The sequence below is a fragment of the Natrialba taiwanensis DSM 12281 genome (genome assembly GCF_000337595.1).
Classification (GTDB): Archaea; Halobacteriota; Halobacteria; order Halobacteriales; family Natrialbaceae; genus Natrialba; species Natrialba taiwanensis.
Genome location: NZ_AOIL01000067.1, coordinates 204,170 through 225,167, shown reverse-complemented (window position 1 = coordinate 225,167; position 20,998 = coordinate 204,170). Strand labels below are relative to the sequence as shown.

16 protein-coding genes are annotated in these 20,998 nt (G+C 62.7%); 7 read left to right on the top strand and 9 right to left on the bottom strand.

The features are described from left to right. Positions 1 to 41: 41 nt before the first annotated feature. The gene (locus tag C484_RS19460) at positions 42 to 1,535 is read left to right on the top strand and encodes an MATE family efflux transporter (protein WP_006827592.1); all 1,494 of its coding nucleotides are present in this window, start codon (positions 42 to 44) and stop codon (positions 1,533 to 1,535) included. Between the two features lie 777 nt (positions 1,536 to 2,312). Here C484_RS19460 and C484_RS19455 read toward each other — a convergent pair. Together C484_RS19455 and C484_RS19450 are read right to left on the bottom strand one after the other, a co-directional pair. Then, complete coding sequence (locus tag C484_RS19455; RefSeq protein ID WP_006827591.1) at positions 2,313 to 2,624, bottom strand: DUF7521 family protein; 312 nt, start codon at positions 2,622 to 2,624, stop codon at positions 2,313 to 2,315. After that, positions 2,621 to 2,968, bottom strand: coding sequence for an ArsR/SmtB family transcription factor (locus C484_RS19450; RefSeq protein WP_006109318.1), 348 nt, complete (start codon positions 2,966 to 2,968; stop codon positions 2,621 to 2,623). Before C484_RS19450 ends, C484_RS19455 begins: the two co-directional genes overlap by 4 nt. Positions 2,969 to 3,155: 187 nt before the next feature. Here C484_RS19450 and C484_RS19445 point away from each other — a divergent pair, with 187 nt between their 5' ends. From C484_RS19445 to C484_RS19435, 3 genes are all read left to right on the top strand, one after another. Next, on the top strand, positions 3,156 to 3,743 hold the full coding sequence (locus C484_RS19445) for a metal-dependent hydrolase (protein WP_006827590.1): 588 nt from the start codon (positions 3,156 to 3,158) through the stop codon (positions 3,741 to 3,743). Positions 3,744 to 3,849: 106 nt separating this feature from the next. Next, a complete protein-coding gene (locus C484_RS19440) occupies positions 3,850 to 4,968 on the top strand; it encodes a polysaccharide deacetylase family protein (protein WP_006827589.1) in 1,119 nt (372 codons plus the stop codon). Continuing rightward, complete coding sequence (locus C484_RS19435; RefSeq protein WP_006827588.1) at positions 4,965 to 6,311, top strand: hypothetical protein; 1,347 nt, start codon at positions 4,965 to 4,967, stop codon at positions 6,309 to 6,311. The genes C484_RS19440 and C484_RS19435 overlap by 4 nt, the downstream gene beginning before the upstream one ends. Before the next feature lie 20 nt (positions 6,312 to 6,331). On the opposite strand, the gene C484_RS19430 is transcribed toward C484_RS19435, so the two are convergent. Together C484_RS19430 and C484_RS19425 are read right to left on the bottom strand one after the other, a co-directional pair. Next, positions 6,332 to 7,195 carry an alpha/beta fold hydrolase gene (locus tag C484_RS19430; RefSeq protein WP_006827587.1) on the bottom strand — a complete coding sequence of 288 codons (864 nt, stop codon included), beginning with the start codon at positions 7,193 to 7,195 and terminating at the stop codon, positions 6,332 to 6,334. A 69-nt stretch (positions 7,196 to 7,264) separates the two neighbouring features. Further along, positions 7,265 to 8,380, bottom strand: coding sequence for a glycosyltransferase (locus tag C484_RS19425; protein WP_006827586.1), 1,116 nt, complete (start codon positions 8,378 to 8,380; stop codon positions 7,265 to 7,267). A gap of 174 nt (positions 8,381 to 8,554) precedes the next feature. Between C484_RS19425 and C484_RS19420 the strand changes: the two genes are divergently transcribed. The 3 genes from C484_RS19420 to C484_RS19410 all read left to right on the top strand — a co-directional run bounded on the left by C484_RS19420 (position 8,555) and on the right by C484_RS19410 (position 12,375). Beyond that, positions 8,555 to 9,913, top strand: coding sequence for an antibiotic ABC transporter permease (locus C484_RS19420; protein ID WP_049915739.1), 1,359 nt, complete (start codon positions 8,555 to 8,557; stop codon positions 9,911 to 9,913). Continuing rightward, a complete protein-coding gene (locus C484_RS19415) occupies positions 9,910 to 11,217 on the top strand; it encodes a glycosyltransferase (RefSeq protein ID WP_006827584.1) in 1,308 nt (435 codons plus the stop codon). The genes C484_RS19420 and C484_RS19415 overlap by 4 nt, the downstream gene beginning before the upstream one ends. Before the next feature lie 138 nt (positions 11,218 to 11,355). Continuing rightward, positions 11,356 to 12,375, top strand: coding sequence for a GNAT family N-acetyltransferase (locus tag C484_RS19410; RefSeq protein WP_006827583.1), 1,020 nt, complete (start codon positions 11,356 to 11,358; stop codon positions 12,373 to 12,375). Between the two features lie 29 nt (positions 12,376 to 12,404). Here C484_RS19410 and C484_RS19405 read toward each other — a convergent pair whose 3' ends face one another. The 5 genes from C484_RS19405 to C484_RS19385 all read right to left on the bottom strand — a co-directional run bounded on the left by C484_RS19405 (position 12,405) and on the right by C484_RS19385 (position 20,333). Beyond that, a complete protein-coding gene (locus C484_RS19405; RefSeq protein ID WP_006827582.1) occupies positions 12,405 to 13,400 on the bottom strand; it encodes a polysaccharide deacetylase family protein in 996 nt (331 codons plus the stop codon). Between the two features lie 361 nt (positions 13,401 to 13,761). Continuing rightward, the gene (locus C484_RS19400; RefSeq protein ID WP_006827581.1) at positions 13,762 to 15,090 is read right to left on the bottom strand and encodes a hypothetical protein; all 1,329 of its coding nucleotides are present in this window, start codon (positions 15,088 to 15,090) and stop codon (positions 13,762 to 13,764) included. Between the two features lie 314 nt (positions 15,091 to 15,404). Then, on the bottom strand, positions 15,405 to 16,856 hold the full coding sequence (locus C484_RS19395; protein ID WP_006827580.1) for a flippase: 1,452 nt from the start codon (positions 16,854 to 16,856) through the stop codon (positions 15,405 to 15,407). A gap of 41 nt (positions 16,857 to 16,897) precedes the next feature. After that, the gene (locus C484_RS19390) at positions 16,898 to 17,986 is read right to left on the bottom strand and encodes a Gfo/Idh/MocA family protein (RefSeq protein WP_006827579.1); all 1,089 of its coding nucleotides are present in this window, start codon (positions 17,984 to 17,986) and stop codon (positions 16,898 to 16,900) included. A 460-nt stretch (positions 17,987 to 18,446) separates the two neighbouring features. Further along, positions 18,447 to 20,333 carry a hypothetical protein gene (locus tag C484_RS19385; RefSeq protein ID WP_006827578.1) on the bottom strand — a complete coding sequence of 629 codons (1,887 nt, stop codon included), beginning with the start codon at positions 20,331 to 20,333 and terminating at the stop codon, positions 18,447 to 18,449. Positions 20,334 to 20,998: the final 665 nt, after the last annotated feature.

Here is a 20,998-nt window from a genome sequence, read left to right as displayed (position 1 = left end):
AAGGCACTTTTGTACCCCCGAACTAGGCTGAGACGGTTCTTGTGAGTCGTCGCGTTCCCAATCCGATCCGGTTGTGTATCTACTGGGTCGGACTCGCGCTCGCCCGTCTCGGCGTTCTGGACGCCGATCGAGCGCGCCGTACCGCCGATCTGGCCTGGCCCCGCGTCGTCACCGGTCTCGCCCGCATGTCGAAAAACGCAGTCGACGTGGCGATGGTCGGCGTCGCAGTCGGGTCACCGGCGATCGCCGGCGTCGGGTTTGCCTCGCCGTTCTGGGGCCTCGCGTTTGCGGTCGGCGGCGGTGTCGCAGGGGGGACTATTGCACTCGTCTCACAGCGATACAGCGCCGAATCGTTCGCCTCGCTCGGTCAGGCGGTGCGATCGAGTTCACTCCTGGTCCTCCTGTTGACGCTCCCGCTGACGGTCCTGTTCTGGACGTACCCGACCGAATTGATCTCGGTGATCGGGAGCGATCCGGAGTCGGTCGAGTTGGGAGCGGAGTACCTGAAAATCGTCGGCCTCGGCATTCCCTTCGCCGGGCTCAACCTCATCGGGAGCCGTACCTTCGTCGGCATGGACGACGCGTGGACGCCGATGATCGTCCGCGCGGGTGGCGCGATTTCGAATATCGTTCTCAACGCCGTCCTCATCTTCGGGCTCGGTCTCGGCGTCGAGGGGGCGGCGCTGGGGACCGTCCTCGCGAATGTCGTCGTCACCGCCGCGTTTACCGGGGCCCTCGTCGCTGGCGGTCTCCCCGGCGTGGGGACGTTCCCGGTCAGTATCGATCCCTTCGGGAGTTACGTCCACGAGGAGTCCATCCGGGACTTGGCGAAAATCGGGCTTCCCGTTCTCGGGAGCAAGTCCGTCTGGACGGTCGCCGAGTTCCCGATGCTCGCAATCGTCGGGTTGTTCGGACAACAGACCGTTTCCGCCTACGTCATCGCCCGTCGCATCTGGGGGCTGATGAACACGCCCGGCTGGGGCTTCGGGCTGGCCGCCTCGAGTCTCGTCGGGCAGAAACTCGGCCTCGGCGACGAGGGGCGCGCCGAACGCTACGGTCACGAGATCATCCTGTACGCCGTCGCGATCTACGTCGTCGCCGCCGCGGTCGTCTTCGTGTTTGCCGAGCCGATCGTCCTGCTGTTTACCGATAATCCGGCCGATCTCTCGGTTCCGACTGCGGTCTCGCTCATCTACGCGGCCTGTCTCGCGATTATCTTGAAGGGCGTCTCGACCGGAGCCGCGGGAGCGCTCAAAGCGAGTGGCGATACGCTCTGGCCGTTCTTCAGCCAGTTCATTGGCATGTTCGTCCTCGCGATTCCCCTCGCGTATCTGGGTGCTGAGGGACTGGCCATCCCTGCGATCGGACCGCTTCCAGGACTCGACATCGCACCAATCGGATTGATGGGGCTCTACCTCTCATTTCTCGCAGAGACGGCCGCTCCAGCAGCTATCAACTACCACCGGTTTTCGACCGGGCGCTGGAAGGCGATCAGCCGCGGCTACCGTCCTGAGGCATCACCGAGTGACGATTGATCTGGACTGCTGTCAGTCAGTTCCGGCGCACCCGCGACCCGTCCTGGGTTGCGCCAGGAAATCGGTACAGCAGCCCGTCTGACCCCCTTCTCGCACCCCTCCCTCCCTTTCCCACTCGACTTCGAGACGCCGGTTCCCTCGTTCACGCAGGACTCGCTTTGCGCTCCGCCAGTACCGCTCTCACCCACCATCGCTAGTACTCACCCTCAACGCACTACCGAGATCGCTCTCCCGTCGCGCGTTTTCCGACTCAGAAAATACCCGCCCGACACTAATACGATACAGTCGAACGAACAACGTGGGGGACATAACGGATCGAATCCCGCACCTCGTTGGTCCCCCTCTGCCTGAATTAATTCGAACGGGGCCCCTAGCCCGGCACGGCCACCCCCACAACCCGCCGTGTTTCCCGTTCGAACCCCACCCNTGGTCCCCCTCTGCCTGAATTAATTCGAACGGGGCCCCTAGCCCGGCACGGCCACCCCCACAACCCGCCGTGTTTCCCGTTCGAACCCCACCCACCCTCAACCTCCACTTCCCTCGACAGTGGGTCCACACTGTCTGTGTCGCGCTCCCCGCCCGCTTCGGCCCTGCCAACTGAACCTGGTTCCGATTCGCAAACTGAACTCGATTCACCAGCCCCGTCTGTGCCGGTCAGAGTGGGTGTAAATCCTGCAAGAGCGCACAAAGACGAGGGATACAATCGTCCGATCGAGTGTACAGTGACTCGCAGCGGCTACTACCTGTAAACGGCGAGGAGGATATCACCCCGGTGAATCAATGCTGGCCGTACAGCGAGTACATGATCGCGACGAGGCCGAGGAGGCGACTCAGGTTCTCAGCAAAGACCGTCACGATACGTGCCATATCGGTCGCCGTATTGATGACGATGTTGACGAGGAACGGACAAAGCGTCAACAAGAGTAATCCGATGGCAAGGTAGAGCATTGACTCGGCATCGTTCCGACGGTAGCCGCGATAGGCCTGGTAGGCGATAACCGTCCCGAAGAGGGCGACGAGAAAGAGACTCACGACGGTGAATACTTCGAACAGCGTCGCATCGGTGAGCGGGACGGCTTCGTCGCTCATCGCATTCCCTCCCACATCCGGGTGAACTTGTCGGCGACGTCTTCCTCGTGATAGGACAATTCAAGATCGAACGCCCCGTCCTCGAGTGAGAGTTCAAGTCGGTCGAGGTTCGCACTGTAGACGCTGTAGTGGTTACCATCCGGGGCGAGTTCAGTTTCCTCGGTGACGAGCCGACACTCCTCGAGACGATCGAGTCGCCGATAGATCGTCGGGAGGGACGCGTCACATCGGTCACTCAGTGTACTGGCAGACATGGATTCGACGCTCGTATGCGTGAGGATCTCTCGCGCGTACTCGTCGTCGAGTACCGAGAGAACGGTCGATAAATCGGTATCCTCACTCACTGGTAGCTGATAGTTTCGGCATCGTTATGAAAAACGGTCCGGTTTTTCTGACCGAGAAAACGCTGTGTGGGCAGGAGTCATCGACGACGGGTGGGCGGAAGTCGGCGTCCGCAGTCGGTGACGAAACCGCTGGCACAGCGGGTTATCAGCTGCATAACTAACGGGTCGAGGTGGCTGACGTACACTGATGTGGCCATGGGAACACGCAATCGTCGGCTATCTGGCCTACTCACTGTGCAGCCACCTCGTGTATCGGCGCTCGCCGGGTGGACTCGAAGCATTCGCCGTCGTGTTCGCGTCGGTGCTCCCCGATATTATCGATAAGCCGCTGGCCTGGGAGTTCGGAATTTTCGATGCGGGCTACGCGCTCGGCCATTCGGTTTTCATGGCGGTTCCGCTTGCACTCATCGTCGGCGCGATCACGCAGTCGGCCGGTCGACCGCGCGTCGGCCTCGCGTTCGGCCTCGGGTATCTGTTGCACTTGCCGGGTGACGTGCTCGACACCTACTTCCGGGGCGGGCAGATTCGATTCGACATTCTGTTGTGGCCCGTCAAAACCGTCGAATCCGCTGGTACGAGCCCGGGCTTCGTCAACGAGTTCAGACGCTTGTTCGGGCAGTATCTGGCGCGATTGCTCGCGGGCGAGTTGCCGGCGTATCGGTGGGCACAGCTCGGGCTCCTCGGGATCGCGGCGCTGGTGTGGCTCTACGACGGCGCACCGGTCGTCCGAGAGTGTCTGCGCGGCTGCGTTCGAATCGTCACCAGCGGTCGCTAACGACCGGGTATGGTCTCGGTACCGATCGTTCGGGAGAGCCGCACAATCAACGCGAGCGTAATGTTGTCATTTACTATCGTATCGGTTCCGGTGAGTGTCGGTCAGCATGAGCGACACGATTGGTTGCCATCGCTCACCGGCCAGGCGCGAGTGTGGCCGTGAGCAACCGGCTACTACCGATTACTTCCCGCGCGTCAGGACTCTCCCCGACGACGCCGAGTTCGCCCTCTGTCTCACCCACGATGTGGACCGCCCGTACAAGGGGGTTCGGTCGCTGTACTACGCGACCCGGGAGCGACCGCGCTATCACTTGCAAACGGCACTCTCCTCGGAAAACCCCTACTGGCAGTTCGAGGAGATCATGGCGCTCGAGGACGACCTCGGCGTCCGGTCGGCGTTTTACTTCCTGAACGAACAACACTTGCTTGCGGCGCGGCCGCCACGCGAGTGGCTCTCCCCAGCACACTGGGTGCAACACCTCGGCCGATATCGACTTGACGCCGACGACATCGCAACCGTCATCAGGGACCTCGATAGCGGCGGCTGGGAGGTCGGCCTCCACGGGTCCTATCACACGCGCGACGACCGCGACCGACTCGACGTCGAGCAAACTGAACTCGAAAGCATCCTCGGGCATCCGATCACGGGCGGCCGCCAACACCACCTTCGGCTCTCCGTTCCCGACACTTGGGCTCACTATCGGGACCTCGGACTCGCGTACGATACGAGTCTGGGATCGACGACCGAGTGCGGGTTCCACAACGGGTATCATCCGATCCGACCTTTCGACGACGAGTTCATCGTCTTCCCATTGACGATCATGGACCAGGCGCTTCCCGATCCGGACGCGAATCCGGCGGCCGCCCGACGGACCTGCGAACGGTTGTTGCTCGATGCCGTCCGCAACGACGCGGTGATGACGGTGCTCTGGCACCCCCGGTTCTTCAACGACCGCGAGTTCCCCGGCTACCGCGACTGCTACCGGTGGCTGGTCGAACGCGCGCTCGAACTCGGCGGCTGGGTCGGAACGCCGGCAGAACTCTATACTCGAATCGAAGACGAACGGACGGCTCGGCTCTCGAACGCCGACGGATCGAGTTCAGAACCGGCAGCGATCCGGGAGAACGGTGGGACGGAGTACGACCCGCAAGCGCCGGCGGGGGAGCACGAGCGGACGACGCCACAGCCGTACTCGCCGACAACACGGGGTGAGTCCCACTCATGAGCGCGCGAGTGGCCCCGGTACTTGCGATCGCCGTCCTGCTTGTCTGCGCCAGCATCGGCGGAGTCGCCCAACAGAGCGGCCAAACCAGCGTCTCCGCACAGATGAACGCACCGCCGACTGACACGTACGTCGTCGAACAGGGTGACCGGTGCCAGCAGATCGAACCGCTCTCGACCGGCGACACGGTCGAATCGTTCTACGACTACCGCAATCACGAGACGCATTCCAACGACACCGATCGAATGTACAGCTCCTACGGGACACAAGACCTACAGGAGGATAACACCAGCCTGCTCTTCCTTCACGAAGGGACCGACGGTCTGAGCCTCGTCACCGTCAACGACCGCGTCGACGGCAACACCACCGGCGGCGTGGCGACGTTCGAATTCGTCGGCGTTCCTCACGAGAGCGCGTGGGCGGTCCAGGACGACAACTACACCGGCGAGACGAACATGGCCGAATGGTACGGCGGCGACGGCTGGCTCGGGGCCTCGCTCATCTGGGCCGAAGGCAGAACCGACGGGGGTGCGATCAACGGCGGTCTCAACGGGCCGTTCAGCCTCACCGTCCAGCCGGCGTTCAACGACGATGCCGAGTTCGCCGACGCGGACGACCTGTACGATCCGGACTTCCACGAGGACGGCGAGATCGAGGACTGGGTCGTGCTCTCGGGCGACGCCGACGATCCGGACCGCGCGACGCTTCCCTCCCTCGACGAACCGGTGACGATCCGAACCGGGACCTGCGACGGACCGTCCGTCACGTACGAGCGCCACGGCAATACGACCGGTCCCGATACCGAAGGCGACGGCATCACCGCCGCTATCGACGGCGCAAGCGCAGACGATGCCGTCTACCTCCAGCCGACGGCGGGAACGACGGAAGGCGTCCAGTTCGACGGGATCGAGGCGACCGGCCTCCCATCGAACAGCACGGTTCAGTTCGAAAGCAACCAGCCCGACGGCCTGCCGGAGTCACCCGACGACGTGCAATCGCTCGGTCATCTCTCCGTCACCAGCGACGACGACCTCGGCGATGTCTCCGGGACGGTCACGTTCAGCGTCGCCGCCGATCTGCTGAACGAACGGGGCATCGAACCCGATGAACTCGCCCTCTACGAACGGGACGGCGACGGCTGGGCCGAATCGGAGACGACCGTCCGGGACGCGACCGGCGACAGCTACGAGTTCAGCGCGTCGGTGTCGTCGCTCGGCGGGTTCACCGTTGCGCCACAGCAGCCGTCGAGCATCACCGAATCGCCGATGCCAGGCTTCGGGCCGGTCGTCGCGCTGAGCGTACTCGTCGCCCTCATCGGGGCCGCGGCGATCCGAACTCGGCGTTGAGAATAGCACCGCAGCCTCTTTTAGCCGCTGTAGAACTCGCGAATAACGTCGGTAACTCGTTCCTGGGCCGCCGGCGACAGGATGTGTTTCTCGCCGGGAATGCGCTCGACACGCGAGAGCGATGGAAGACGGTCGCGGGCGCGAGGGACGATCTCCTCGGGTGGAAAGAACGGATCGTTTTCGGCGACGACCAGCATAACGGGTGCGGTGAACCGCTCGAGTTCAGCCGCGGTCGCCTGCGGGAACGTTCGCTCGAGGTCGACGTATCGCAGTGAAGCTGCGATGGTGTCTCGGACGACGGGATTCGCACTCGGCCGTGTGACCATCGCCGAACAGACGCGGTCTAACAGCCGGTCGCGAGGAACCAGACGATAGAGTACGGCGGGCAGACCGACTTGTAGCATCGAGACGAGCGACCCCGTACCGAACCCCGCGGGCACGACCAGCGCGGCGCGGTCGATCCGCTCGGGAGCGACCGCGGCCGTCCGGAGGATGATTCCGCCGCCGTAGGACGTGCCGATCATCGATGCCGACGGAATCTCGAGCGCATCGAGAATATCGACGGTCCACTCGCCGTAGCCGCTTCTGTTCGGGTTGACGCGCGTCTCCGCGCTCTTTCCCGGCTGTCCGATCGTATCCGGTGCGATCAGCCGGTAGTCGTCGGCCAGTCCTGTATACCACGCGAGCGTCATCGGATTGGTCGCATTGCCACCGTGAAAGACGATGACGGGCGGCCCGTCCGGTGGCCCTGCAACGAGAAGATGCGTCGACCCATGTCGCGTTTCGAACCGTCGTTCGTCGACCTCGACGTCGAGACGGTCGACGGCGTCGTCGTAGGCCGCCAGCAGCTTCGCTTTTCCCGCTTGTGAACGGTAAATAGACATGTACCGTGCTACCAATACGCTCGGTTAGGGTGACGAAAAACACGTCGGTCGCAGTCGAAGAACCCGTGCTCAGTCGCTGCCGACGCCCACTGAACTCGCCGGTTCCTGTCGCGTGTGATTGCCGAACTGGCGGACCGACTCGAGTTCATCGACGTGGCCGTCCACCGTCGCGACATCGACGATCACGTCGGTGAGGTTCACCGTCTCCGCGAGGAACTCGTCGCGTCGTGTGCGCCACGTCTCGTCGGTGTCGGTTCCGAGATAGGTGTCGATCTCGGTGCGGATTTCGTCCGCCGAAGAGACGTTGCGGATCAGCCCCTGGTTTTCGAGTTCGACGAAGTTGCCCATGTCGTCGTCACCGACGAAGGAGTTCGACCGGATCGCGGGCGTACCGAGCATCGCGGCCTCGGTGACCATCGTCTGGGTGTCGGCGACCAACAACTCGGCCTCCGCGAGCACGTCGTGAAGCAGGGCTGGATGGAGGTCGAAGGCGCGGGCGGGGAGGCCCTCCAGATTCGTCGTCCCACCCTCGTCGGAGACGAGCACAGTCGTGTCCTCGGCCAGCCGCTCGATGATCCGACGTCGATCGGTGCCCGTAATCCCCGATTTGCCCACGTCGTGCTGGGAGCCGAACGCGTTGAGTCGCAAGATCGTGTAGGGTTCGTCGGCGTCGAGTCCGAGGCGGTCGCGGACCGCGGGGTTCGGCTCGTAGATGTCCGGATGGAGGTAGGCACATTCCTTGACGCCCGCGAAGACGTAGTGGTGGTCGCCCAGATTCTTGCGGAACGTGTTCGGCGTGAGGACAACGCGAGCGAACGGCGTGGAGATCGTGTGATCGAACGACGCGGGTTCGGAGTCGATGAGCAGCACCGTCGGCGTTCGAAGCAACGCGCCGGTGTGGGCTGCGTAGCCGCCCATGCCGAAGATGAGATCCGGATCGAATCGACGGGCGAGGCGGATCGCCCGAGCGTAGTGTGCCGGCAACCGACTCAGCAGCGACCCCTTCGAGGTGCCACAGGAGCCGTAGACCTCGTAGGGCAGGTCGTACCATTCGAGCAATTCGACCGTGCACGTGTACTCGCGGGCGAGGATACAGACCTCGTGGCCGCGCTCGCGCAACTCGCGTACCGCGTGTTTGTACAGATGGACGTGTGCCGGCGTATTCGTAAAGAACAGGTAGTTCATGGGGAGACCACGTCTCTGTCCGACGTGGCTCACCGACCGGGTTTGTTATCACCTGCATACCAGCTCGACGGACTGTCCGGTCGAGGCGAACTCGTCGGATACCGGATCGGCGGCCGGTCCGTCTGTCGGGTAGTGAGCGGATACTAATGGCTCGCACGAGCCAGCGATCAGTAGATGCAGTCGCATGGACGTTCCCACCCCACCGCGATGACCGAGTCCGACACTCCCAGAGACGCTGCTGCCGCGGGCAGTTCGTCGGCGAGCACCGGGGAGCGCACGATCGATTTCGGCCAGTACGGTCCCGTCCTCGATGCAACGCTCGCCTACGCCCGACGACACGACTACGTCGGGCCGGACTACGGCGACGGACTGAGCAGCCGGCTCGTTCAGTCGCTTCCCTTCGAGAACCGCGCGCTCAATCTCGTCGTTCAGGAGACGGTCAAACGCACGCCCGTCGACGTCAGACCGCTGTTCCGGGTCGAGTGCAAACGCAACTACAAGGGCGCGGCGCTGTTCGCGATGGCTAACCTGAACTACCACGACCTCGCGAGACGGAGCGATGCAGTCTCGCCGGCCTGCGATCCGCTTGGCGAGGCCGACCGACTCGCGGACTGGCTCGCCGACGAACGGATCACCGACTACAGCGGCTTCTGCGGCGGCCACCGCCATCCGATCCAGCACCTCCACACCAAGGGCGTGCCGAGCGACCCCGACATCGTCTCGACCGCCTACGCCGTCCGCGCGTTCCTGCAGGCCGCTCGCCACGACGACGCCACGAGCGAGTACGCCGATCTCGCCCGAACGGCGGTCGACTTCCTCGTCGAGGACCTGAACTACCGCGACGCCGACGAAGGGGCGAAGATCGACTACCACATGAACCACCCCGAGGACTCCTACACCATCAACGCGGCCGCCGTCGGCGCTGCGATGCTCGTCGACCTTTACGAGTTCTTCGGCGACGCGGAGTGCCGCGAGCGCGCGACGAACATTCTGGACCACATCGCGGCGGCCCAGACCGACGTCGGCGGCTGGCCCTACCGGCTTCCCGCCTCGGCGTCGCACCTCTCGATGGACAGCCACCACAACGGGTTCGTCATCGAGGCCTTCCAGCGCTACCGCGACGCGATCGACGCCGGGCGCTACGCCGACACGCTGTCGACCGCGCTCGAGTTCTACCGGGAGGAACTGTTCGAACTCGACGGGGCCCCGAACTTCGACGAGGGCAACGCCTATCCCCGCGACATCCACGCCAGCACGCAGGGGATGCTCGTCTTCACGCGCGAAGGTGAACTCGAGTTCGCCGAGCGGATCCTCCGGTGGGTGCTCGCGAACCTGCGGGTCGAGGGCGAGGAGGGGAGATTTTATTATCGGCAGTATCGCCACCACACGAAGCGCGTGACCCTGATGCGGTGGTGTCAGGGCTGGATGGCGTACGCGCTCTCGGAGTTCATGCTGGCGAGCGACGACGCGGCGCGGGGGATGGATCGAATGGCGCTCGTGGACGACCGAGAGTCGGCAGACGGGAAGCGATGAGCCGACGGGCGGTCGGCGGCGCGCCGACGTCGGCATCGGGATCGTCGGTGTCGGCGTCGATGCCGGGCAGTGAAGCAGACGGCGAGTCCGCTGCGTCGGACACGGCGTCCGATCCGCCTCCGGAACCCGGCATCGCCGAAACGCAACGAGTTCTCGTCGTGACCGGACTCGCCCACAAGAACGAACGCCACTACGGTCCGCTCGCGGACGCGGCCGGCGAAACGACGCTCGTCTCGCTGGCTCCCATCGAGGGCGTCGACGCGGCGCGAAACGTCGCGGTGCCCCAGGTCGGTCCCCGCCTCCTTCGCATCGCACTCCTCTTCGTTCTCGCGCTGTACGAGGGCTACCGGAACGACTACGACGCGGTCGTGTCGATCTCGCTGTTTCCCTACGGCTGCTACGCGCTCGCGCTGAAGGCCGTCTACGGCTATCCGGCACACCTCGGGATCATCGGTATCGACCTCGATCATCACGCCGCACAGCGGTACGGCCCGCTCGTGCGCTGGCTGTTCCGTCGGTTCGACGTCGTCTCGGTTCCGGGCTCCGACCACGCCGACCGGCTCGCCCAGTGTGGCGTCCCACCCGAGCGAATCCAGGGCCTGACGAACCCGATCGACGCGGATACATACCGCCCGCCCACTGATCGCGCGACCGGCAGCAGCTCGGTCTCGGACGCGGAAACGGACGCAGACGTGGACGCGGACATAGACACAAGCACAGACACGGACACGAACGAGAAGGACAAAAGGGACAAAACAACCGCCGAAACGGTCGACTTCCTCTGGGTCGGCCGCTTCAGCGCCGAAAAGGATCCCCACCGCTTCGTCGCCGCCGCCGCCGAACTCGACGCGACCGGACGCGAGTTCAGCGCAGTGATGGTCGGCGACGGCCCGCTGTACGAGTCGGTCGCGGCCGAAATTCAGGCTCGGGGGCTGGCCGACCGGATCGAACTCGCGGGCTGGGTCGACGATCCGCTCGCGTACTACCACCGCTCGGAGACCTTCGTCCTCACGTCGAAGCGGGATGCACTCCCGCTCGTCCTCCTCGAAGCCATGGCAACTGAACTCGCGCCCGTCGTTCCGCGGGTCGGCTCGATTCCGGACGCCGTCACGGACGGTGAGAACGGACTCGTCGTGGTCGATCGGGAGCCCGAGACGTACGCCGCGGCGATGGCGCGCTGTCTGGACGAGCCGGACCTGCAGGCGTCGCTCGCGGCGAACGCGACCGCGGTCCGAGACGAGTTCTCGATGGCGCAGGCCGGCGCGGACTGGCGGCGTATTTTGGCTGCGCTCGAAACGGACTGAGACGTGACTGTGAAAGCGGTTCCAGTTCGTCGGCGACGCAGGTGTCTGATCCCGGCAGCGCGCGGATCGTGGATCGGACGCGTTACGGGGCGGTAACCACGTGGTAACAAAACGGTCAGTCATCGCAGCCGGACCTACATGGAAATCGAACGACTCGACCTCTCGGAGTGGGGGGACGCACTTCCACGGAGCGGTTTCGAAGTTTTTCACGATCCGGACGCACTCGCCGTGCTCGACGCCCACACCGACGGTGACCTGCGACTGTACGGTGCGTTCAAGGGACAGCAGGCGGTCGGACTGCTTCCCGTCTTCGTCGACGAGAAGTCCGTCGGCCGCACCGTCTTCTCGCCGGCGCTCTCCCTCGGCGTCCCGCGGCTCGGGCCGATCATCAACCCGAACAGTCCCAAACGGCGCAAGTGGGAGCGGATAAATGCCGCGCTCGCCGAGGGCGTCCTCGAGGACCTCGAAACGCACAGGCGCTCGACGCTGTTCCGAATGACCTGTCCGCTCGGCTACGCCGATCCGCGGCCGTACGGCTGGAACGAGTTCACGATCGAACCGCAGTTCACCTATGTCGTGGATCTCGAGGACTGTGCCGACCTCGACGACGCGATGGCAGGGTTCAGCAAGAGCCTCCGCAACGAGATGCGTCGGTACGACGAACTCGACCTCTCGATCGAAACCGAGGGGATCGACGCTGCGCTGCGGATCTACGACGACGTCGTCGACCAGTACGAGGAGTACGACGACACCGCGCCGATGACCCGGCCTTTCCTTCGGGACCTGCTCTCGAACCTGGACGACGAGCGCTGGCGCGTGTACGTCGCACGAACGCCCGATGGGACGTACAAGAGCGGCATCATCACCCTCTTCTCGAACGACCTGGCCTACTACTGGCAGGGCGGCGTCACGGCCTCCTACGAGCACGTCAGCGTCAACAACTGCCTCCACCGCGTGATCATCGACGATCTCGTCACCGATCCCGAACTCGAGTCGGTGACGGGCTACGATCTCGTCGGCGCGAACACCGAACGCCTCTGTGAGTACAAGGGCAAGTTCAACGGCGACCTCCGGCCGTACTACGTCGTTGAGTCCGCCGGGCTCGAGATGACGCTCGCGAAATCGGCCTACGAGCGCGTGGCCGGTTCGTTGAAGTAGAGATCACCCTCTTCTAAAGCACCTCCCGGCTACCGTATTCGCTGGACGCTTCGTTCCGGTTTCGCCGCTTCAAGCGCCGGTTCGCTTCTGTGATCGTCGGCCGCCCGTCGTTTCGTTCGCCGAGCGACCGCTCGCATTGTCTCGACGCGCAGGTCCGACTCCCGCCGGCGTTCGTCGATAATCTCGAGAATCCGCCGGAGACGGGAGACGTGTCGAGGCGTCGTCAGATCGTTCGGATGCAACCAGAGATGGCAGATTCCATCGCCCGCCGCCGCAGCGTCGATACCCAGTTCGGCCTTCCGAACCACCGGATCGCCGACGACCGGCTCGACGATTGACCGCGCGAGCCCCTCGAACGAGAACAGACACAGCGATCCCGGGACGTTGACAATGCCGGTTTCGTCGATCTCCGGCGTCACCAGCGGCGGGGGCGTCATCCCGGCCGTATAACTTGCGAACTTGCCGATCGGATACAACCACGGCCTGTCGTACCACTGCGCCGGCGAGCGACCGCGGTAGCAGCTGAACTCGTACTCGGCCAGCAGCTCCGTATACCCAATGTCGTTTCGCGGGAAGAGAAACGAGTCGAACGAGAGTCCTCGATCGCGGGCCGCAGTCAGACAGGCCGCGAGTTCAGCCTCGGCGACGGCGCGGTCGGTCACCTCGGGGTCGAAACACGCGTGGGAGAACGAGTGACAGCCGAGTTCGTGCTCGACATCGGCGTCTCGGACGGCGTTGACGAGGTCCATGCCGAACCAGTGGTCGTGGTTGGTGGCCCTGCCGCCGGGGTCGCGGTCGAACCAGCCGTCCTGCGCGGCTGGATGGCCGGCGTGGCGGCCATCACAGCGTTCTAACAGGAGGTGACCGACGACGCCCCAGGTCGCCGGGACCTCGTAGGCGTCAAGGAGTTCGAGGAGGCGTCGCCACCCCCAGCGTGCGTTTTCCACTCTTTCTACTGGCGGCTGGTCGAGGTCGTGAAACCCCCACGCGAGTTCGGCGTCGATCGAGATGAGTACACTGCCCATGTGTTAGCGTGTGGTGCTGTCGAAGGCCAGTCGAGCGGTCGAGACTCCCGGCGGTGTCAACGACTGCACACACGACGTGATCTCCAGGATGAACTATTAGTATGAAGACGGTTATTCGATGCAGTCTGGAAGTTGTGGCCGCAAAATTCGATGCAGTCTGGAGGTTGTGGCCGCAAAACGGCAACGCGCGCCCGATTGCAGCGCTGGCAGTCGATGCGCGAGTGATGCCGTGCAGTCGGGACGCTATAGGAAGCCCCTACCGCGTCGAGGCAACCGTGCAACGATCGCCGCAGACGCCTTCGAACGAAAGAAAACAATCCGAATGCGATTGGCTGCGCGCTATCCGGAACCAGGCAGCGCCTTATCGCACGTCGTACTCGACGTCGATGTCGGCGTTCCCGACGAGTTGGAAGTTCGTGATCTCACCGCTGAACTCGTAGGCGTCACAGCCGCTTTCGATCGTCCCCTCGACTGCAGAGCCGTCGATGGTGCCGACCTGGGAGCCCAGATACGGCGTGTGTTCGATATCGCCGGTGACCTCGAACGAGAACGATGTCTCGCCGTTGGACCCGTTCGCGTTGATGACGATCACGTTCGACCGGTCGGCAGACCCGTCCTGGTCGTCGTCATCGTCACCGCCGTTCTCATTTCCCTCTTCGCCCTCGTTCTCGTCGTCCGTCGTGTCGTCGGAGCCGTCGGCCGTTTGGGTCGACGTGGACGACGAGCCGGACGCGGCCTCCTCCGGACTCAGTGGAACGCCGTCGACGTCACCCGGTTCGGTGCGCTGTGGCGTGCCGGCCGAGGAGCCGTGGATCGCTGCGCCACGGTTGTTTTCCGACCCGTACCGGGTGTCCGTGACGGTGATTTCTGCGTTCTGGGCCTTCTGCCAGTCCGGGGCACCACAAACGATGTCGGCGTGGTGGGAGTTGGAGATATCGCTGTCCACGACCTCCGCGTGCTCGTAATAGCTCCAGATTCCCTTGTCGCACTCGGTGATCACGCAGTTTTCGACGCGCGAGCCGTCGGTGCCGACGCGGAATCCGCCAGCCCTGGAGTTGCGAGCGTAGGAGTCCTTGATGACGACCGGGCCGCCGCCCCCGGAACCGCTGGGGTGAGTGGAGGAGTCCCCGGGGTTGCTCCCGTAAATCGAGTTGTCCGGGCAGTTCTGAATGTTGACGTTTCGAATTTCGAGATCGCCGGTGTGACCGTTTGCGACGTTGATACCGGTGATCCCTGGGTAGGTGTCGTCGTTTTCGCTCCCCATGAAGTAGACGTTCTCGATCAGCCCGGTCGCGTTTGCACTGTTGACCTGGCAAATGATCGCGTTCTCCTTTTCGGTGCTATCCCAGTTGCCGCGGAAACCGATGTTGCGGATCTCCCAGTCGTCCGCGATCGCCCGAATGTGGAAGGAGGCATTCGGTTCGGTGATGTCGATGAGAACGTTCGAAAACGTCTCTCCATCGCTCAGGCGCACCGTCTGGGAGTCGCCTGCTGCGACGGTGATCTCCTCGTAGTCTTCGGCCGCCGCGCCGGTTCCAACCGTCGTTGCAAGTGCCGCCGCAGCAGACCCGACGAGTCCGAGGTACCTACGCCGGTGGAGTAATCCGCTATTACTCTTCGTTGCCTGGCTGCCTTCCGGTGGTTTCCGATCGCTAGATCCGTCGTCATCCAATACCGTATCGCGTGCCATACAGTCAAGGAATTTGAAGTCGTAAACATAAACCTTCTGTTTATCTTAGCTTAAACCAACTATACAGTCAATTTCTCGTGATATCATCTTAAGAACTCCATGACTGTTTGCTCTTTAGATTTTATAGTCCAATATATAGTGGCTATGAGAGAACGGAGCGAAAGTGAATACCTCGATAGGAGATGGAATACGTCGCGTTCCAATCCGCTAGAAAACGCCGAATAGCGGCCGTTGAAAGCGGAATATACTGACTACGGTGAGAGGACAGTGCTGACCAGATTCATCTCGAAACGAGGGCTCTAGGGCGCTGCTACTCAGGAACGAACGCTGTGAATGTCCACCAGCCCGCTCGTCACAGAGAAGAGTGCCCAGAGCGTAACGCCGAGTCCGATAACGGCGAGCAAGGAGACGATGTTCGTTGCGGCGGGAAGCGCCAGCAGCACGACCAGCGCCATCGAAAGTGCGATCCCGGAGACCATGACGACCGACTTGGCGAGGTATCGCGGCGAAATCGGGAGTTCAGTGTGGATGAGATAGATGTTCACGGTGACCATGATCCCGTAACTCACGACCGTTGAGATCGCCGCACCGACCACGCCGATCGTTGGAATAAGCACCAAATTCAGCCCGAAATTGAACGCGCCCGTCGCGCCCTTCGAAACGGCTCGATGGGTCGCCCGCCCGAGATAGTCGAGAGCGTCGTTCGTGATCTTGTCGATCGACTGGAAGACGATGAAGAGCGCGAACACCTGGATTACCGGAATCGCGCCGAGGTAGTCCGATCCGAAGACGTACCGGATCAGCGGGTCCGCAACGACGATCAACCCGGCCGCCGCCGGCACATAAAACACCACGTTGTGTTTGAACGTCGTTTCGTACATCCGCGCCGCCTCCTCGAGTTCACCGTTTGCCTTGTACTCGCCGTAGGACGGCGAGACGGTGAACCCGAGCGAACTCGCGGGCGCGATGACGAAGTCCGAGATCTGTTTGGCGAGGACGTAGTAGCCGACCGCGGCCGGCGTGAGAAACGCGCCGATGAGGAGCGTGTCGACCTGTTTGTAGACGACGTTTGCGCCGTCGGAAACCGTCAGCGGGAGGCTGTATTCGATCAACCGTCGCCGCAGTCCGGGTTCGGGTTCGGCAGCGCGATCGAACTCGGCGACCAGGCGGTACAGGAGGACCAGTCCGTACACCGCGCCGAGTGCATACCCGATGATGTAGCCGGTGAGCGCGCCGATCACGCCGCTGCCGGTCAGGAGGAGGGCGACGACGGACAGAAGGGTCGACACGTTCGTAATGATCGTCACTCTCGCACTCCAGGTGATGCGGTTGAACCCCTGGAAAAGCGTGTGGACGTACGAGTTCAGCGTCCAGGCGCTGATGTAGACGCCGCCGAGCACCAGGAGGGGAGCCAGTTCTGGCTCGCCGAACAGATCGGCCAGAAGTTGGTGAAAGACCGTGACTGCGGCGGCAACGATCAGCATGACGATGCCGAGGAACAGCAGCGAACTCCGGACGAGGTAGGGGACCTGTCCGGGGTCGGTTTCGCGGTATTTCGCGATATAGCGGGCCGTCGATCGAGGAATTCCAAGTCGACTACAGAGCAACGACGCGCTGAAAACGGAGATGGCGAGAAAGAGGATGCCGTACTCGTCCGGCGTCAGGAAGAGGCGGGCGAGCGAGACGGTGAGGACGCCCTTTGCGACCGTTCGAACGATCTCTGCGCCGAGCGTCGCTCGAAACCCGGAGAGGAGTTTCTCCTTCATATATTAACTATCTAATAACTGAGTCGTGAGCGCGGCGCGTGTTACGGCGTTGGGGTACGAACGGGCGGCGTGCTCGCACGGCGGAGTTCTTCGAGCAGGCGGATCGTCCACTTCGACGATTCGAGCGACACGGGCATTTCGGCACCGCGTTCGAGCGCACGGGCGGTCCGGTCGAACTGCGCGTAGTGGGGGTTCATTCGCGTCGCCGTCTCCCAGTCGTCGTTCAGCTGTCCATCGGCGACGAGTTTGGCGTTCGAAAGGAGCCCCGACAGGTAGCCCGCCGAGCGAGTGACCGCCTCCTTCCCTTTCTTGAACGAGGAAAGGTGATAGTCGTCGTCGACCGTCTGGACCGTCTGGAGAATCAGATCCAGGTGGATCGATTTCTCGGAGCCGTGGACGTAAATCTCGTGTCGCGGCTTCGAACTCGAAAGCATCTTCAGGTTACACAACACGTCGTCCTCGGTGACGTACTGCAACTGGGCCGCGTCGTAGGCGAACTCGTCGTCGTAGTCGCCGATGAGCCGCGTGAGACTCGAAATCGAGTCCTCGCTCTCGGGATAGCCACTGAGAGCGAGTGCAGAGTAGAGCGGGTGGGGCAGTCCTTCCTCGAACTCGCCGCCGGGGAGATCGAAGACCCAGGTGCCGCGGTTCGCCTCGTCCGGCGAAGAGAGACCCGTGTAGATGAGATCGACGCCGCGAATCTGTCCGAGTTCGCCCGCGTCGATGAGCCGGCGGGCAGCCCGCATCGACGGATCGAAGACGTGCTGGTGGACGGGCGACACCGGCACGTCGTGTTCGGCTGCGAACGCCTCGAGTTCTTCGATCTCCTCGATCGTCTCGGTGACCGGCTTTTCGATCAACAGCGGAACGCCGGCCTCGATCGCGCGTTTGCCGAGGGGCAGGTGGCTCTGGACCGACGTACACACGTGGAGCCAGTCGAGCGATTCCTGTTCGAGCAGGTCGTCGATATCCGCATACGGCGTGATGTCGTACTGCCGTGCCGCCTGGCGCGCCCGCTCGAAGTCGAGATCACAGATCGCAACGAGGTCAGTTCGGGGGTTCTTGGCGACACCGGACAGATGAACCTCCGAAACTGTTCCCGCGCCGATTACTGCCGTTTTGACTGTCATTCTCCTGCGAAAGACGCACAGACAACGGTATTGTTATAGATCTATTACCGATCCACAGGATCGTTTTCCCACCTAATTCGACGGAAGCAGCGCTATAGCAGCCGAATTGGGAACCCTTCCTCGGCTGCCCGCCACAGCGGTAACTGGTGCCTGCGTATTCGAAAGGGATCGAATCTCGCGTCCACTCCGTCGCGAGCCGTGAGTATCGGGTTCCGCAATCGAAGGCGGGACGCCAGCGAACACACGCCAGGAACCAGCAAGACACCGAAAGCGACACCGCTCCGGGAATGGTACAGCTTGTTCCTATAACAGCGCCGACACCACAACAGCATCACCGCCACAACAGCGCTGCCACGACAGCACCGACACCGAAACCAACAGAGCGCCCCACAATACTCGAAGACGGAAAATCGGAACACCCTAACCCGTTCGAAACGGGTCATGCAAGCCGCTCAGTTCGTTACGTGTCACCCATCTCAGTATCCACGTAGTAGCGCTCGAACTCGTCCGTCGAGTGGATGCGACTGACCCCCCGCTCGTTCTCGACGGCACTGAACTGTGCGTCGCTGTACCGGAGTTCACCGTAGGCGATCACCTCCCGATCGTAATCGTACTGGGTCAACACGAGATATCGATCCTCTTCGAACTCCTCAGTGAGATTCCTGCCGAGCGTCGACTCGGGAACGTCCCGGTGAACTCGCATGCGCTCTGCGTTCCCGTTGACGGCGTCGTCGAAACGGTTCGGGCCGTTTCGCAATCCAGCAAGTTCAATCTCGGCGTCTCGATCGTCGAAGGTCGTTTCGTAGCCCTGGACGTCCTGGTCGCTGACGTGCGCGGTCGGCGTGTAGGTGTATGGCGAGGAGAAGACGGCAGCCAGCGAGAGCAAGAGCAAGAGCGCAAAGCCGACGGCGAGCAGCGGCTGTCCCGAGGGAACGAATCGAGACTGTCGCCAGCGACTCGCGCCCGAGAAACGGCTGCACAGGCCGTAGATCGCCAGCGCACCGAGGAGGGTTACGAAGACCATCATCAACCCGAAGACCCGAAAGTACATCGTCGAATCCGGCGCGAGGAAGTAGATGCCAAACAGCGGCACGAGCCCGACCAGAGCGACCCCGAAGTACAGCGTTTCGGGTCGAATCCTCGCCAGCCAGTCCGAGCCTCGGACGAAGACAGCGACGAGAATCAACCCGCCAGCGAGTATCGAAAACACGAGCTGTGGCAGGAATAACTTGAGGAAAATCTCGACGAGACTCCCCCCGATCGCACCGAGCGACGCCCCCTGCATCGCGACCGAATCACCCGCAGTGTTGCTCCCCGCGAGGATGAACTCGACCGCCGAACCGAGGAAGTGGTCGATTATGCCGCCGAAGAAGCCGTGATTCGAGGTCCAGACGAGAAACAGCGCCACCAGAAAGAGTGACTGGCCGTACATGGGCGTCTGCGAGGCCATCCGTCCGGTTGCTGCGATCCGCCGGGCGAGGAACTGGACGAAACTGATTCCGAGGAAGACGACGATCAGGTGGGCGGCGAGTTGCGGGTGGTAGACGACGGTCGCGATAGAGGTGACTGCGAGCGCGATGCCGACGGCCGAAATCGATGCCAGTGTCCGGTCCGCGCGGAGATACTTCACGAACAGGTAGAACAGCAACGCCGAGAACAGCACTGCCTGTGACATTGCGTGGGCGGTCATGAACATCGAGATCGTCGTGATCGGCAACAGCAAGAACGAGGAGAACGTGGCGATCACGACTGCTCGTCGGTCCGAGACGACCGTTCCGATACAGAGCGGGACGAACACCCAGAAGACGACGAGCGAGAGGAAGACAGTCAGCATCAGGGAGTGTTCCAGCGAGGTGCCGAGGACCGCGTTGACCAGGACGGTCACGGTGTGGATACCGGGATAGTACAGATCAAACGGAACGATCGTCCCCTCGGCGATGGCGCGAGCCCAGCCGAGGTGGGTCAACGCGTCGTGGTGCCCGAAAAAGCGGTAGCCGCGGATAATGGGCAGTGCGGCGAAGACGGTCATCGCCAGCCCGCCGAGTCCGAGAGCGAGCAGGCGGCTGGTAAAAAGCCCGCACGACGGTTCGCCGCCGTCGTTTCCGTTGGTGGTGTCGTTACCGTCTGCAGAGCGTCTGCCCGGTACGAACGCGACGGCGAGGGCGATACTCATCGCCACGAGCAGGCCGACCCAGACCTGATCGGGAGTCATCGTGTATATCGAGAGTTCGTATCCGGCCGCCGGCGACTCGTGGGCGAGAAACGCGGTGACGGCGACCGTGAGGAAGCCGATAGCGAGCGCGAGTTTCCGGAACGGATCGTCAGAGGCGGCTGACTGGGAAGACATTCGGTGCTGCTGCGACGTTATCCGATAGCTATCCTTGTTATTCACCGGTTGCTGACCGTAAGTCTGTGTGTACCGTCCGTTCGATAGAACGAACAGTGCGAAGCGGCCGGGGTTACCCGGCGAAACCAGGCGTATTGCGCTTCAGGTTCTCTGCAACGGGCGCTGGCAAAGAAGCGACAGCAGGGATGGTGCGGTGACAATAGTGAGGGATCGAGACGGACACCGCAGGATAGCGGCCCGAAGGGGGCGTTGAGTGGCCACGTACCCCGTCGTCCAACCCTTTCAAATAGCGTGTATCGGACAATACATACGGGTAGAATCGGATGCGTATCACGTGACTCCCCTTGCAAAGGTACTATCAGGTGTGCTATTGATCCTTATTGGTATCCCGCTGATTATAAACCATCCGTTCGTCGATCTATTCAACCGATGGACGAAGTCTATCGGAACAACGCAAAGTCCGGTCGATATCCAGATGAGCGAAGTCTCCGTTCTGATCGGACGCGTCGGCGGCACAGCAATAGCAGCTTGTGGTGTGATACTCGTTCTAGATACCCTCATTTGAGAGAAGTTGCCTGGAACGAGTTCGGGAGACGGGTGTACGGTCGGCGTGGAGACGGCTGCAGCCGGTAGTAGTAGCAACGAACCCTGCTGTCTTCGAAGTC

Excerpts from the sequence above, each read along its gene's own strand:
- C484_RS19455 (WP_006827591.1), bottom strand. The coding sequence starts at position 2,624 with ATGAGCGACGAAGCCGTCCCGCTCACCGATGCGACGCTGTTCGAAGTA.
- C484_RS19445 (WP_006827590.1), top strand. The coding sequence starts at position 3,156 with ATGTGGCCATGGGAACACGCAATCGTCGGCTATCTGGCCTACTCACTG.
- C484_RS19440 (WP_006827589.1), top strand. The coding sequence starts at position 3,850 with ATGAGCGACACGATTGGTTGCCATCGCTCACCGGCCAGGCGCGAGTGT.
- C484_RS19435 (WP_006827588.1), top strand. The coding sequence starts at position 4,965 with ATGAGCGCGCGAGTGGCCCCGGTACTTGCGATCGCCGTCCTGCTTGTC.
- C484_RS19430 (WP_006827587.1), bottom strand. The coding sequence starts at position 7,195 with ATGTCTATTTACCGTTCACAAGCGGGAAAAGCGAAGCTGCTGGCGGCC.
- C484_RS19425 (WP_006827586.1), bottom strand. The coding sequence starts at position 8,380 with ATGAACTACCTGTTCTTTACGAATACGCCGGCACACGTCCATCTGTAC.
- C484_RS19420 (WP_049915739.1), top strand. The coding sequence starts at position 8,555 with ATGCAGTCGCATGGACGTTCCCACCCCACCGCGATGACCGAGTCCGAC.
- C484_RS19415 (WP_006827584.1), top strand. The coding sequence starts at position 9,910 with ATGAGCCGACGGGCGGTCGGCGGCGCGCCGACGTCGGCATCGGGATCG.
- C484_RS19410 (WP_006827583.1), top strand. The coding sequence starts at position 11,356 with ATGGAAATCGAACGACTCGACCTCTCGGAGTGGGGGGACGCACTTCCA.
- C484_RS19405 (WP_006827582.1), bottom strand. The coding sequence starts at position 13,400 with ATGGGCAGTGTACTCATCTCGATCGACGCCGAACTCGCGTGGGGGTTT.
- C484_RS19400 (WP_006827581.1), bottom strand. The coding sequence starts at position 15,090 with ATGGCACGCGATACGGTATTGGATGACGACGGATCTAGCGATCGGAAA.
- C484_RS19395 (WP_006827580.1), bottom strand. The coding sequence starts at position 16,856 with ATGAAGGAGAAACTCCTCTCCGGGTTTCGAGCGACGCTCGGCGCAGAG.
- C484_RS19390 (WP_006827579.1), bottom strand. The coding sequence starts at position 17,986 with ATGACAGTCAAAACGGCAGTAATCGGCGCGGGAACAGTTTCGGAGGTT.
- C484_RS19385 (WP_006827578.1), bottom strand. The coding sequence starts at position 20,333 with ATGTCTTCCCAGTCAGCCGCCTCTGACGATCCGTTCCGGAAACTCGCG.